Raw genomic sequence first — 12,865 nt, forward strand, 5'->3', positions numbered from 1 at the left:
GACAGTCCGAAGTGGAGTTCAGTTCCCCGATTTGCTTTGCTCTGCAACGAAACGAAAGCTTGATCACCAACACTCGCCATCGATGATCAGCAGCACGAGGTCGTTGCGCAGCGGATTCCCGGTCCGCAGCGCCCGGGCGGTCTCCAGCATCGCCACGAGCACGGCCAGTGCCCGCGCCAGCCCGGCCGCCAACCGGAACCGCGTGTAGATCGACTTTTCAGTCACGGTGCGAAGGCTATGGCGGCGAAGCGGGTCGCGGAATGCGGTGCGCAGCACGACTGATCAGCCATCGTTTTCCGCAGGATCCCCGAGTTGCGAACCAGCTGGTGCCCAGCACGCTGAATGGCGGGGTGCCGAGCATTAGGAGCCGGGATGAGCAGTGAGATCAGCACCGAAACCACCGGGGTCACCTGGACCACCACGCCCGCCGTGTCCGAACACCTGGACGCGCAGGAGGTCGACGGGCTGCAGCTGTGGTGGCGGGCCGCCAATTACCTGTCCGTCGGGCAGATCTACCTTATGGACAACCCGCTGCTGAGGGAGCCGCTGCGCCCCGAGCACATCAAGCCCCGGCTGCTCGGGCACTGGGGCACCACGCCGGGCCTGAACTTCATCTACGCCCACCTCAACCGGGCGATCCGGGCCCGCGACCTGGACATGATGTACGTGATCGGGCCGGGGCACGGCGGCCCCGGCCTGGTCGCGGCGGCGTGGCTGGAGGGCACCTACAGCGAGGTCTACCCGGACGTCGCGCAGGACTACGAGGGCCTGCGCCGCCTGGTCACCCAGTTCTCCTTCCCCGGCGGGATTCCCAGCCACGTGGCGCCGGAGACGCCGGGCTCGATCCACGAGGGCGGCGAGCTCGGGTACTCGCTCTCGCACGCCTTCGGCGCCGCCTTCGACAACCCCGACCTGATCGTGTCGTGCGTCGTCGGTGATGGCGAGGCGGAGACCGGACCGCTGGCCACCAGTTGGCATTCCAACAAGTTCCTGGACCCGGTCACCGACGGCGCGGTGCTGCCGATCCTGCACCTCAACGGCTACAAGATCGCCAATCCGACGGTGCTGGCGCGCATCCCGGAGGACGAGCTGCTCGGCATGCTGCGCGGCTTCGGCTACGAGCCGTACCTGGTGTCCGGTTCGGAGCCGGAGCCGATGCACCACCTGTTCGCCGCGACGCTGGACCGGTGCCTGGATGAGATCGCCGCGATCCAGCGCCGGGCCCGCCGGGACGGCCGGATGCTGCGGCCGCGGTGGCCGATGATCGTGCTGCGCACCCCGAAGGGCTGGACTGGACCGGCCACTGTGGACGGTAAGCAGGTCGAGGGCAGCTGGCGGTCGCACCAGGTGCCGATCAGCGACCCGCGCAACGACCAGGCGCATCTGCGCCAGCTCGAATCCTGGATGCGCAGCTACGAACCGGCCGCGCTGTTCGAACCCCACGGCGCGCCGGTGCAGCGGATCAAGGACCACAACCCGTCCGGAAAGCGGCGGATGAGCGACAACCGGCACGCCAACGGCGGTCTCCTGCTGCGCACGCTGCGGATGCCCGACTTCCGGCAGTACGCGGTGCGGGTGGACGAACCGGGCGCCACCATCGGCGAGGCCACCCGGGTGCTGGGCGGTTTCCTGCGCGACGTGATGCGCCTGAACGAGGACGAACGCAACTTCCGCGTCTTCTCCCCGGACGAGAACAACTCCAACCGGCTCAACGCGATCCTCGACGCCACGTCCCGGACCTGGGACGCCGAAACCGCACCGGGCGACGACTCGCTCGCCCCGGACGGCCGGGTGATGGAGATCCTCTCCGAGCACACCTGCCAGGGCTGGCTGGAGGGCTACCTGCTCACCGGTCGGCACGGGTTCTTCTCTTGCTACGAGGCGTTCGCGCACATCGTGGACTCGATGGTCAACCAGCATGCCAAGTGGCTGAAGGTCACCGACCAGCTCGCCTGGCGGCAGCCGATCGCGTCGCTGAACTACCTGCTGACCTCGCACGTGTGGCGGCAGGACCACAACGGCTTCTCGCACCAGGACCCGGGGTTCATCGACCACGTGATGAACAAGAAGGCCGAGGTGGTGCGGGTGTACCTGCCGCCGGACGCGAATACGCTGCTGTCGGTGGCCGACCACTGCCTGCGCAGCCGGAACTACATCAACGTGGTGGTGGCCGGCAAGCAGCCCGCGCCGCAGTACCTGGACATGGATGCGGCGATTGTGCACTGCACCAGGGGAATCGGGATCTGGGACTGGGCAAGCAACGATCAGGACGGCGAGCCCGACGTGGTGATGGCCTGTGCTGGCGACGTGCCGACGATGGAGACGCTGGCGGCCGTCGACCTGCTCCGAGACCACTTCCCGGACCTGCGCATCCGGGTGATCAACGTGGTGGACCCGATGCGGTTGCAGGACGAGCGTGAGCACCCGCACGGGTTGTCCGACGCCGAGTTCGACAGCCTGTTCACCCGCGACCGGCCGGTGATCTTCAACTACCACGGCTATCCCTGGCTGATCCACCGGTTGACCTACCGGCGGCACAACCACGACAACATCCACGCCCGTGGCTACAAGGAGGAGGGCACCACGACCACGCCGTTCGACATGTGCGTGCTCAACCAGATCGACCGGTTCAACCTGGCGATCGACGTGATCGACCGGGTGCCGCGACTGGGCCCGTGCGCGGCGTACGCGCGAGAAGCGTTGCAGACCAAGCTGATCGAGCACCGGCAGTACGTGTCGACGCACGGCGAGGACATGCCGGAAATCCTGGACTGGGTGTGGTCGGCGCGATGAGGGTGCTGACCGTGAACGCGGGCTCCAGCAGCCTCAAGCTCGGGTTGCTGGACGGCGACGAGGCGGTCGCGGAGGAGACCCTGGAGCGCTGGGCGGGCGGGGCGGAGCCGATCCGCAGGTTCCTCGACGAGTACGGTGCGGACGCGGTGGGGCACCGCGTGGTGCACGGCGGCACGCGGATCGTCGCGGCGACCATGGTCGACGACAGGGTGCTGTCGTATTTGGAGTCGTTGACCGAGCTCGCCCCGCTGCACCAGCCGCGCGCGATCGCCGGGCTGCGCGCGGCGCGCACCGCTGAGCCGGACACGCCGTCGGTGGTGTGCGTGGACACCGCGTTCCACGCTGGGCTTTCGACGGCTGCGGCCACCTACGCGCTGCCCCGGGAGTGGAACCGCAGGTGGGGGTTGCGCCGTTACGGGTTCCACGGCTTGTCGCATTCCCACGCGGTGGTCCGTGGCGCGGAGCTGGCGGGTTTGCCGCCGCGGCAGGGGCGGGTGCTGTGCTGTCACCTCGGTGCCGGTGCGTCGATGGCGGCGGTGCGCGACGGCCGGTGCGTGGACACGACGATGGGTTTCACGCCGGAGGAAGGCCTGGTCATGAACACCCGCAGCGGCACCGTGGATCCGGGCCTGCTCGGCTGGCTGCTGAACACGAAAGGCGTTGCGCCGCAAGATCTTTTCGACGTGTTGGCGCAGCGCTCCGGCCTGGCCGGGCTGTCCGGGGTTTCCGGTGATCTGCGCGATGTGCTGGCCGCTCGCGACAGCGGCGACGCGGACGCGACGGTGGCCGTAGACGTGTACCTGCACAGCCTGGTTCGGCACGCCGGGTCGATGATCGCGGTGCTCGGCGGGTTGGATCTGCTGGTGTTCACCGGCGGGATCGGGGAGCACCAGCCGCCGGTGCGGTCGGCGGTCTGCGAAGCGCTGAAATTTATCGGAACCAAGGTGGATTCGGGACTGAACGAGGAGGCGACCCAGGACGCCGACATCTCCGCGCCCGGTGCTGCGGTGCGCACGGTGGTGGTGCAGGCCCGCGAAGACCTGGAGATCGCCCGCCAAACCCGCGCCGCGGCAACACTGGCCACGTGACATCGCACCTCACCTGATCGCTGAGCCGACGCGGGGTTGCCGGGAGCTACCACTACCTTGTCGATCAAGGACATTCGGGGTTAGAAGGCCGTTCTGGCGCAGATGGAGGCTCCTGCTTCCCGGGAAGCCGTGCAAGAACGGCTCGCGGAGCTCGGAATGCACATGGTCGATTCGGGATCCGTCCGACCGGATGTGGTGCTGGCCGGGAAACCTTCGAGTGTATCAAGCAGCGGACAGGTCCCGCGGCTGCCGCAATTTCCATTGAAATCGGACCGTCGATTTCCATTGAAATTGCGGCAACCCAGCCGGGCGGACCCGGGGAGCCGGCGCTGGGACCCGGCGCGCGAGTCGGGGCGCGACGGAACCTGAGGTGCGAAAACGGGTCTGCCCCTGCAGCCCAAAAGACTCACGGCCGCAGCACCGTGGCGCAGCAGGCGAGCCAGCCGACCCGAAAGCCACCAGCACGATTCCGGCCCGGTGGTGCCGAAAGCCGCCGCGTTCCTGCCATTCCGCCACGCAGCGCGACAGCCACGGCCCCGCCAGATCGCAGAACGCGTCCCAGGGCACCGTCGGAATGCTGGGGGAGCGGATCGTGCCCGGCCTCGTGAGGATCCGGTCGCATTCCCGGAGCCGCCCCAGCAGCACGGCCGGGGAACAGGGCTCGGTGGTCATGGTGTGTGCTCCTGGTCGTTCCGGGGATCACAGCGTACCCGGACCGTTCGGACTGCTTCGCATTGCGGAGAGTGAGCATTGTGGACAGATGTCCGCATCCCGCGCGTCGGCGGATTTCGCCGGATCAGCCCAGGCGGAACGGCTCGCGGCGACGCTCTGCGCAGGGCCCGGCGGTTGGCCTTTGGTGTGTTTGCGCTGGTGGTCCGGCATCTTGCGACCTTTCGTGCCGCTGATCGGCCGATTCCGGTGGTAACGCTGTCAACAATCCGTTCATTGACAGGTTGAACCGGGCGACCTAGCGTCTCTCCCCAACGCATCACTCGAATGGGTGATGCATGCGAGGGAGGCGTGAGCCGATGCGCAGAAAAGAAATCTCCCGACGGCAGTTGCTCCGCGGTGGTGCGACGGCCGCCCTGGCCCTGCCTGCGGCCGGATTCCTCGCCGGGTGCAGCTTCACCCAACCCGGCACCGGCCAGTCGACGGGATCCACATTGGACCAGATTCGCAAGCAGGGCTTCGCCCGCATCGCCATCGCCAACGAACCGCCGTACACGCAGATCAAACCGGACGGCACGGTCACTGGGGCGGAACCCGACGTGGTCGCCGCCGTGCTGAAGCGGATGGGAATCCCGGAGATCCAGGGCGTGGTCACGCCCTACGAGTCGATGATCCCGGGGCTCAACGCGAACCGGTGGGACATCATCGCCGCCGGGCTGTTCATGAAGCAGTCGCGGTGCGGACAAATCCTCTACTCCGAACCGGAAATCGTGTCGACAGAGTCGTTCGCCGTGCCGGCGGGCAACCCCAAGAACCTGACCAGCGTGGCATCCGTCAAGGCCGATCCGACGGTGAAAGTTGCTGTGCTGCCAGGCGGTTTCGAGGACGGCGCACTGAAGACGCAGAACGTGCCGGCCGCGCAGATGGTCAACATCCCCGACGGCCGCAGCGGGATCGAGGCGGTGCAGGCCGGGCGGGCCGACGCGTTCTTCCTGCCGACCCTGTCGCTGAACTCGCTGAAGACCGACGGGATCGACATCACGCCGCCGATCCAGGACGTGCAGCAGACCGGCTCGGGCGCCGGTTTCCGCAAGTCCGACCAGGACCTGGTCAACGCCTACGACGAACAGCTGCGCGCGCTGAAGGCCAGCCCCGAGTTCGACCAGATCCTCTCGAAGTGGGGATTCTCGGCGGACGCGGCCCGGAGCGTCACCCGCGACCAGCTCTGCGCCGTTGCGGGCTGACCCGGGGGAGCCCAGCGCATGTCCCAGATCCTCCCGTTCCTACCGCTGCTGCTCAACGGCCTGCTGATCACGCTCGCGCTGACCGCGGTGGGCATGGTGATCACCGTGGTCGTCGCCTTCGCGGCGGGCCTGTGCCGCATGTCGCGGCGACGCTGGCTGAGCTGGCCGGCCGGGGTGTTCATCGAGATCTTCCGCGGCACGTCGATGCTGGTCCAGCTGTTCTGGCTGTTCTTCGCCCTGCCGTTCTTCGGGGTCCAACTGGTGCCGTTCGCCGCGGCAGTGCTGGCGCTCGGGCTCAACGAGGGCGCCTACGGTGCGGAGATCGTGCGCGGTGCGATCATCGCGTTGCCGCGCGGCCAGCGCGAAGGCGCGATCGCGCTGAGCCTGACCCCGTACCAGCGGCTGCGGTTCGTCATCCTGCCGCAGGCGATCCCGGCGATGATCCCGCCGTTCGGCAACGTCTTCGTCGACCTACTGAAGAACACCTCGCTGGTGTCGCTGGTGACCGTCGCGGACCTGACCTTCCGGGCTCAGATGGTGCGGGCGACAACCGGCGCCACCGCAGCGGTTTTCGGCACCATCCTGGTGCTGTACTTCGTAGTGGCGTACTTGTTGTCCATCGCGACGGCCTGGTTCGAGCGCCGGATGGATCCGGCTCGGCCCGCACCGCGGCGGCGCGTGCTCCGTCCGAGGCGGGTGGTCGGCCCATGATCTGGGACTGGTCCTTCGCGGCGAGCATCGTCCCGTCCCTTTTGGACGGGTTGTGGGTGACCGTTGAGGTCACGCTCATCGGCACGGTGATCGCGCTGCTGCTCGGGCTCGTGGTGGCTGTCGTCCGGTACTCGCGGATTCCGGTGCTGGGCATGCTGTCCGGCTTCTTTGTCCTGTTCGTGCGGGGCACGCCGCTGCTGGTTCAGGCGTACTTCGCCTTCTACGTGCTGCCCAACGTCGGGGTGCAGTTCTCGCCGCTGGTCACCGGCATCATCGTGCTCGGCATCAACTACAGCGCCTACACCGCCGAGGTCTATCGCGCCGGGATCCAAAGCGTGCCCGCCGGGCAGTGGGAGGCGTCGACGGCGCTGAGCCTTTCCGCCTGGCAACGCTGGCGTTTCGTGGTGCTGCCGCAGGCGGTGCGCGACGTGATCCCGGCGCTGGGCAACTACGTGGTGCAGATGTTCAAGGACTCGGCGATCCTGTCCGCCATCACGGTCTTCGAACTGCTCAGCCACGCGACCTCGATCGGGTCCAGCAGCTACCGCTACCTGGAGCCGCTGACCATCGCGGGCCTGCTGTTCCTGGCGGTCAGCCTGCCGGCCGCGAAGCTGATCAAACGATTGGAGCTGCGCCTTGCGCATCCGCGATGAGGACGTCCAGCCGATGATCTCGTTCGCCGGCGTGGGGAAGTCGTTCGGCGACAACCACGTGCTGTGCGAACTGGACCTCGACGTGGCCGCTGGGGAGAAGGTCTCCATCATCGGACCGAGCGGCTCCGGGAAGACCACCATCCTGCGGCTGCTCATGACGTTGGAGCAGCCGGACAGCGGGCTGGTCGAGGTCGACGGCGAGGCGCTTTGGGACTGTCGCGGCGACGTGGGCGCGGCGGACACCCGGCAGCAGGCGGCGGTGCGGCGCAAGATCGGCATGGTATTCCAGCACTTCAACCTGTTCCCGCACATGACGGTCCTGAACAACGTCACCTTGTCGCCGATCCAGGTGCTGGGAATGCCACGGGAGGAGGCCGAGCAGCGCGCGGTCGACCTGCTGCAGATGGTCGGGCTGGAGAAGCACCTCGGCCACAAACCGGGCCAGCTCTCGGGCGGCCAGCAGCAACGCGTGGCGATAGCCAGGGCTTTGGCCATGCGCCCCAAGGTGATGCTCTTCGACGAGGTCACCTCCGCCCTGGATCCCGAGCTCATCGGCGAGGTCCTCGCCGTCATCCGGGACCTCGCCCACACCACCGCGATGACGATGCTGCTGGTGACCCACGAAATGCGCTTCGCGGAGGAGATCTCGGACCGAGTCCTGATGTTCGACTCCGGGGCAGTGATCGAGTCGGGTCCACCCTCAACGATCTTCGAGAACCCCCAGCACGAAAGGACCCAGCGCTTCCTCAAGGCAGTCCTCGAACGTAAGTGACCGACGTGAGGGGCACCCTTGGGCGACTGTGCCGTCGACTATGCCGCTCAAGGGCCCCCTCACCCATCACACGATCGGTTAGGAGTGACGGGCACCTTTTGTCGGCTATTCCGGTCGGCTATGCCGGTTGAAGGTGCCCCTCACCTCTCACGGTTGCGCCGACGGCGCCGAGTTCCTCGGGCGGCACGGATCAACGGGCCCGAACCACTCGCGCAGCACCGGTATCTACGACGAAGCCCGGCGGTGGCAGATAGGGAAGAAACCCCTGCCCGTTGGACACAATGTCCGTGGAAACGCCGTCTCGCCTGCCGAACGGGGCTTAAGCTCGAGCCGATTTTTCATTCGCCGCCGACACCTTCGACGACCGATTCCGTTTCATCGGCCCCATGCTGGGGAAGCGGCGAGACCAGCACTGGCAACCACATGATCCGCACGCCCCGTTGCTGGACATTTCGCTGGACACCACCTTCAACAACCGGCCCGAGTTCTAGCGGATGTGCCTGCAGGCCTTCGGCGACAGTCCCTGGCAGGTCGCCATGTCCATCGGACGCGCAATGTCCATCGGACGGCATCCCAACAGCAATGACCTAGGCCTGATCCCCGCCAACTTCGATATACAGGAATCGTTCCCGCAACCCGCCGTCCTGCGCCACGCCGCCGCTTTTGTTTCCCACACCGGCATGAACTCCACCATGGGGAGTCCCTCTACTACGGCGTTCCTCTGGTGGCCCTCCCGCAAATAGCCGAACAAGCCGCGAACGCCGACCGCGTCGATGAACTCGGCCTCGGGCGTCGCCTGGATGCTTCCACGCTAACCGCGCACCAACTGCGTACCACAGTGAACTATGTTGCGGCAGACGAGCAGGTGCGCGCCAATCTTGGCGCGATGCGCCAGATCGTCCGCGACTGCGGAGGTGCGATAGCCGGTGCCGACGCGAGACCACCTCGCCTGAAGACCCGACCCCAAGCTCTGCCCGCATCGCGGACCGCCACCCCGTTCTCCGGTTGATGACCGGATAGTCCCCTCCACCCAGGGCGCGCCGGACTGGATCGTCGCTCGTGAGTGTTCGTTCCGGTTCTTACCGGAACGAACACTCACGAGCGGCGCGGTGATCGGGAGGGGTGAAGCCTCCGTTTTGCTCTCCGCGAGCTGCTCATCGGAAAGTTTGGGCATTCGCCCGGCGCGACCGGGTCGGGCAAGTTTATTGTGGCAGCAGATGGTGTGGGTGGTGGTGATCGCTGCGTTCCGAGGTGGCCCGTGCGTGGTTTTCGGTGCTATAGCGCCCGAAACCACTCACGACACTCTCCGCCGCGCTGATGCAACCCCTGGCCACTCCTCGTCCGGAGGTGGAGGGGAGAAGGACCCGCGCACGGGTGGGCGGCGTCGGCACGTTGCTCACGCCCGCTGCGCTTGTCCGTGTTTAATGACCAGCCCAGGCGCCGAGAGCACTCCAATAACTCGACGCCCTGGGCGAGTGGCGGGGCGGGGACGCAGCAATGCGTCCCCGCTACCCGGCGGCTACCAGACGCGCCCGCCAGGCTGCCACCAACTCCTAAGCACCTGGCCAAAAGTCTTGTCCGAAACCTTCGGGTAGCCAGGGCGTGGTCCAGGGGGCTGCAGTGGCGAGTGTTTGTTCGGGGGTGCGACCGCGGAAGTAGGCGTGGGTTTGCCGGACACGGTCGGCCATGGTGGCGGGTGCGGTGTTGGCGATCCACTGTTTGAGCCCGGCCCAGACTCGCTCGACCGGATTGTCCTGCGGGCTGTACTTCGCGCCCTCGATCAGCATGAGGCGCGGGTGTTCGGCCAGCCACCGCTTGGTGATCCCGCTGTGGTGGGTGGATCCGTTGTCGCAGACAACGGCCACGACCGGCGCGTTGGGGTAGGCGTCGAGCAGGAGTTGGAGGAAGTAGCAGAACACCACGGAGACGTTCTTCACCGAAATGTGGTGGTGCCAGGCCCCGGTAGCGAGGTTGACGGCGCCGTGCACGGTGCGGCGAACGTTGCTGCCGGGAGTGAGAATCCTGTGTCGCAGGCCGGCGGGCATCCAGCAGGCCCGGACTCGGGCCAGTAGGTCGAGGTGGGTTTCGTCTTCGGCCAGTACGACCGATCCGGCGGGGAGAGCAGCGATGCGGGTCTGAATGTCGGCGCAGATGGTGTCGTGGTCGGGGTCTCCTTTGGCGATCAGGCGGGGGCGGCACCAAGTGGCTTGTTCGCGCAGCCGCCGGTAGAAGGTGCGCAGGCTCATCTGTGGTCGCCCGGCCGCACGCCAGACACGGTTGGTGGTCCAGGCTTTCGGGGTCTGTAACAGGTTTCGGATGCGTTGCCCGAGCCGTGGGCTGCCCAGGCGGGGCCGTCCACTGCGCGGCCGGTCGGGCAGCCCGTCGATGCCGTCGCGGGTGTGACGGCTGATCCATCGCCGCACGGTGACTGGGTCGTAGTGCAGTAGTTCGGCGATTTCGGGGGCACTCATCCCGGCTGCGGACAGCAGGATCATGACGATGCGGGCGGCGACACGCCACTGCCGGTGCAGGGCGGTGATCAGATCGCGGTGCTGTGCGGGGGTCAGGTCGGCGTAGATGTGTGCCGGGCGCATACTTGTTGTGGCCTCGTCGGGTCGATCCAGTTGTGGTGACCAGATCCAACCCGACGAGGTTCTTCACGTTCACAAGGGGTCTCACATCAGTAACAGACACAACTTCTGGCAACCTGCTTAGAAGCATTCTTGCCGGAAGGCTCGAACGTGACCGTGCAGGGCACGGACCGCAAGGGGCGTCCATACCAGCGGACCTACCACGGAAAGGCGAAACGATGACACTCGTTGTGGAGCTGGACGACGGGACGACGGTCGACGTGAGCAATGTCTGGGACACGCTGACCGCCTACGCGGCGACCAACCGGGTTGTCTTGCACCTCGCGCAGGGGGAGGCGGAACTCGCGGTCGGATTCAGGGGTGAACGCGGCGCGTGCTACTGGCGGGGCGGCGACGCCGACGACCTCGTGTCCTCCGGCGGCGACAATGCCGACGTCGAGGTTTACGGAATGAACGAAATCCCATTCCCGCCGGGCTCAGAGATCGACGCGGCGACCGTGATCGACGCGGCAGACGAGTTCGCGGCGACCGGGGCACGTCCGACATGCGTCACCTGGGCGAGCTATCACGAAGCGATGCAAGCGGCGCCCGTTGAGGAGACGATAACCCCGGAAATGCTGCAAGCACTGATCAGCGAGACCGACGCCGGTCGGTGACGACCGGGGCCGGACGCGTAGAAACGCCCCCACCTGCACCCCGCGAAGCGAGCAACAACACGGGTGCAGGTGGGGGCGTTCGTATGCCCGGTGCAGCCGAACCGGGCGTACGTGCCGAGCGAGCCTTACTCGGCTGGTCTTGCTGGCGGCGTCGCCGGGACGAGCGGCGTCCCGTCGGCGTCGCGGGGCCGGGCCGCCGGGGTGACCTACGGCGACCTGTGTTGCCGCACCGGGTAGTTCCCACGACTGGCGGTCTCCGGCGACGAGGGTGTAAGCGCCTTGCAGCGGCGTCCGGTTACCAGGCTTGTCATCCGGCGACCAATCCTCGTCGGCGTGCACCTCCGTGATTTCGACGTTCTCCCCGGCCGCCATCGATACGAAGATCCGTCCTTCGTCGCCGGTTACGACGCCGTTGCGCGGCGGGACGAGTGGAAAGGCTGGGTACGGGGACGTGAGAGGGAGAAACTCCAAGCGGCGGAATCCGTGAGGGGCGGAGTACCGAGGCGGGGTGCGCTGGCGGACTCGCCCGGAGTAGCTGGGAAGCCTCTGCGTATCGCAGTGGGGGTGGAGCCAGTAGTGGCGTACTTGTTGTCCATCGCGACGGCCGGGTTCGAGCGCCGGATGGATCCGGCTCGGCCCGTACTGCGGCAGCGCGTGCTCCGCCCGAGGCGGGTGGTCGGCCCATGATCTGGGACTGGTCCTTCGCGGCGAGCATCGTCCCGTCCCTTTTGGACGGGTTGTGGGTGACCGTTGAGGTCACGCTCATCGGCACGGTGATCGCGCTGCTGCTCGGGCTCGTGGTGGCTGTCGTCCGGTACTCGCGGATTCCGGTGCTGGGCATGCTGTCCGGCTTCTTTGTCCTGTTCGTGCGGGGCACGCCGCTGCTGGTTCAGGCGTATTTCGCCTGAGACGGCGATTTCCTGCCAGGTGATAGCGCGGTGATCGCGACAGCTGGCGGTGTGATGGCGGAAGCGGTCATAGAGCTTGTGGGGGCTGTGGGGGCTCTACCATCGCTTGGGCGCTGGGACGTGCGTGGTGGGCCTGGCCGGTGAGCCGGCGCGGCTTGAAGCAGCGTTAGAGGTTCTGGAAACCGCGCTGACGGGTGCACGGCGGAAGGTTGCTTCGGTAGCTGTCAGGCCTCGTCGGCGGGCTGGCCTTGCTGGAGCTGAAGCGGGCCAAGTCGTGGTGAGTGGCGGGGCAGATCCTTTCCGGACTGCTCCGCCACTTGTATGCGTGAGTGTGATCACCTACAAGGGAGTGGCTCTGTCCTCTTCCCGCCGACCTGCCGGGGGACGGGCGGGGCCGGGGGCGGCGGGCGCCCCAGGAGCTCGCGGTCGAGCCGGATGTTGATCGAGCGGGTGCTCACTGGTCTTGGTCTTGGCGTGTCTCTTCGCGGGGTATGGGCCACCCGTGAAATGGCGGTTCCGCAGTCCCATCGAGCAACGCTGCGAGGTCGCGGCGCAGTTCCTTTTCGCTGTCGTACGCGACAGTCACCTCGGGACGCCCCGGCACGCGGAAGGTGACTCGCCAGGTGTCGGTGGGCGTCCTTTCGATCTGCATTAGAATTTCGTGTCCTGCCCCCCAGCGAATAACTGTCCCGTTCACAGCGTGCCGCTCCCCTTCTCGCGCGGGCTTTACGTTATGCGTCGTGACAGTCGCACGGCAGAGTCCTTCGCCTGGGAGTGCAG

At 67.0% G+C, this 12,865-nt stretch carries 11 protein-coding genes; 9 read left to right on the top strand and 2 right to left on the bottom strand.

The window, feature by feature from the left end:
• Positions 1-63: 63 nt before the first annotated feature.
• On the bottom strand, positions 64-225 hold the full coding sequence (locus FDZ84_RS21730) for a hypothetical protein (RefSeq protein WP_168587406.1): 162 nt from the start codon (positions 223-225) through the stop codon (positions 64-66).
• A 147-nt stretch (positions 226-372) separates the two neighbouring features.
• Here FDZ84_RS21730 and FDZ84_RS21735 point away from each other — a divergent pair, with 147 nt between their 5' ends.
• The 7 genes from FDZ84_RS21735 (at position 373) to FDZ84_RS39095 (ending at position 8,939) form a co-directional block, all read left to right on the top strand.
• Complete coding sequence (locus FDZ84_RS21735; protein ID WP_168587407.1) at positions 373-2,793, top strand: phosphoketolase; 2,421 nt, start codon at positions 373-375, stop codon at positions 2,791-2,793.
• On the top strand, positions 2,790-3,881 hold the full coding sequence (locus FDZ84_RS21740) for an acetate/propionate family kinase (RefSeq protein ID WP_168587408.1): 1,092 nt from the start codon (positions 2,790-2,792) through the stop codon (positions 3,879-3,881). The genes FDZ84_RS21735 and FDZ84_RS21740 overlap by 4 nt, the downstream gene beginning before the upstream one ends.
• 1,028 nt (positions 3,882-4,909) lie before the next feature.
• Positions 4,910-5,794 carry an ectoine/hydroxyectoine ABC transporter substrate-binding protein EhuB gene (gene ehuB, locus FDZ84_RS21745; RefSeq protein ID WP_168587409.1) on the top strand — a complete coding sequence of 295 codons (885 nt, stop codon included), beginning with the start codon at positions 4,910-4,912 and terminating at the stop codon, positions 5,792-5,794.
• 18 nt (positions 5,795-5,812) lie between these two features.
• A complete protein-coding gene (gene ehuC / locus FDZ84_RS21750) occupies positions 5,813-6,505 on the top strand; it encodes an ectoine/hydroxyectoine ABC transporter permease subunit EhuC (RefSeq protein ID WP_168587410.1) in 693 nt (230 codons plus the stop codon).
• Entirely contained in the window at positions 6,502-7,158 is a 657-nt protein-coding gene (gene ehuD, locus FDZ84_RS21755; protein WP_168587411.1) for an ectoine/hydroxyectoine ABC transporter permease subunit EhuD, read from the top strand. The genes ehuC and ehuD overlap by 4 nt, the downstream gene beginning before the upstream one ends.
• Before the next feature lie 13 nt (positions 7,159-7,171).
• Positions 7,172-7,930, top strand: coding sequence for an ectoine/hydroxyectoine ABC transporter ATP-binding protein EhuA (ehuA, locus tag FDZ84_RS21760; protein ID WP_168590256.1), 759 nt, complete (start codon positions 7,172-7,174; stop codon positions 7,928-7,930).
• Between the two features lie 724 nt (positions 7,931-8,654).
• Positions 8,655-8,939 carry a hypothetical protein gene (locus tag FDZ84_RS39095; protein WP_246868334.1) on the top strand — a complete coding sequence of 95 codons (285 nt, stop codon included), beginning with the start codon at positions 8,655-8,657 and terminating at the stop codon, positions 8,937-8,939.
• Positions 8,940-9,483: 544 nt separating this feature from the next.
• On the opposite strand, the gene FDZ84_RS21770 is transcribed toward FDZ84_RS39095, so the two are convergent.
• Positions 9,484-10,524 (bottom strand): IS630 family transposase, encoded by a 1,041-nt coding sequence (locus tag FDZ84_RS21770; RefSeq protein WP_168585154.1) that lies wholly within the window; start codon positions 10,522-10,524, stop codon positions 9,484-9,486.
• Positions 10,525-10,751: 227 nt separating this feature from the next.
• Between FDZ84_RS21770 and FDZ84_RS21775 the strand changes: the two genes are divergently transcribed.
• Entirely contained in the window at positions 10,752-11,177 is a 426-nt protein-coding gene (locus FDZ84_RS21775) for an Imm1 family immunity protein (protein WP_168587412.1), read from the top strand.
• A 683-nt stretch (positions 11,178-11,860) separates the two neighbouring features.
• The gene (locus FDZ84_RS21780) at positions 11,861-12,085 is read left to right on the top strand and encodes an ABC transporter permease subunit (protein WP_246868335.1); all 225 of its coding nucleotides are present in this window, start codon (positions 11,861-11,863) and stop codon (positions 12,083-12,085) included.
• Positions 12,086-12,865 lie beyond the last annotated feature (780 nt).

Origin of the sequence: Saccharopolyspora sp. ASAGF58, assembly GCF_012277335.1 — a bacterium.
GTDB lineage: Bacteria > Actinomycetota > Actinomycetes > Mycobacteriales > Pseudonocardiaceae > Saccharopolyspora > Saccharopolyspora hattusasensis.

Coding starts and splice junctions, on each gene's coding strand:
- FDZ84_RS21780 (WP_246868335.1), top strand. CDS start 11,861: ATGATCTGGGACTGGTCCTTCGCGGCGAGCATCGTCCCGTCCCTTTTG.
- FDZ84_RS21740 (WP_168587408.1), top strand. CDS start 2,790: ATGAGGGTGCTGACCGTGAACGCGGGCTCCAGCAGCCTCAAGCTCGGG.
- ehuC (WP_168587410.1), top strand. CDS start 5,813: ATGTCCCAGATCCTCCCGTTCCTACCGCTGCTGCTCAACGGCCTGCTG.
- ehuA (WP_168590256.1), top strand. CDS start 7,172: ATGATCTCGTTCGCCGGCGTGGGGAAGTCGTTCGGCGACAACCACGTG.
- FDZ84_RS21735 (WP_168587407.1), top strand. CDS start 373: ATGAGCAGTGAGATCAGCACCGAAACCACCGGGGTCACCTGGACCACC.
- ehuB (WP_168587409.1), top strand. CDS start 4,910: ATGCGCAGAAAAGAAATCTCCCGACGGCAGTTGCTCCGCGGTGGTGCG.
- FDZ84_RS21770 (WP_168585154.1), bottom strand. CDS start 10,524: ATGCGCCCGGCACACATCTACGCCGACCTGACCCCCGCACAGCACCGC.
- ehuD (WP_168587411.1), top strand. CDS start 6,502: ATGATCTGGGACTGGTCCTTCGCGGCGAGCATCGTCCCGTCCCTTTTG.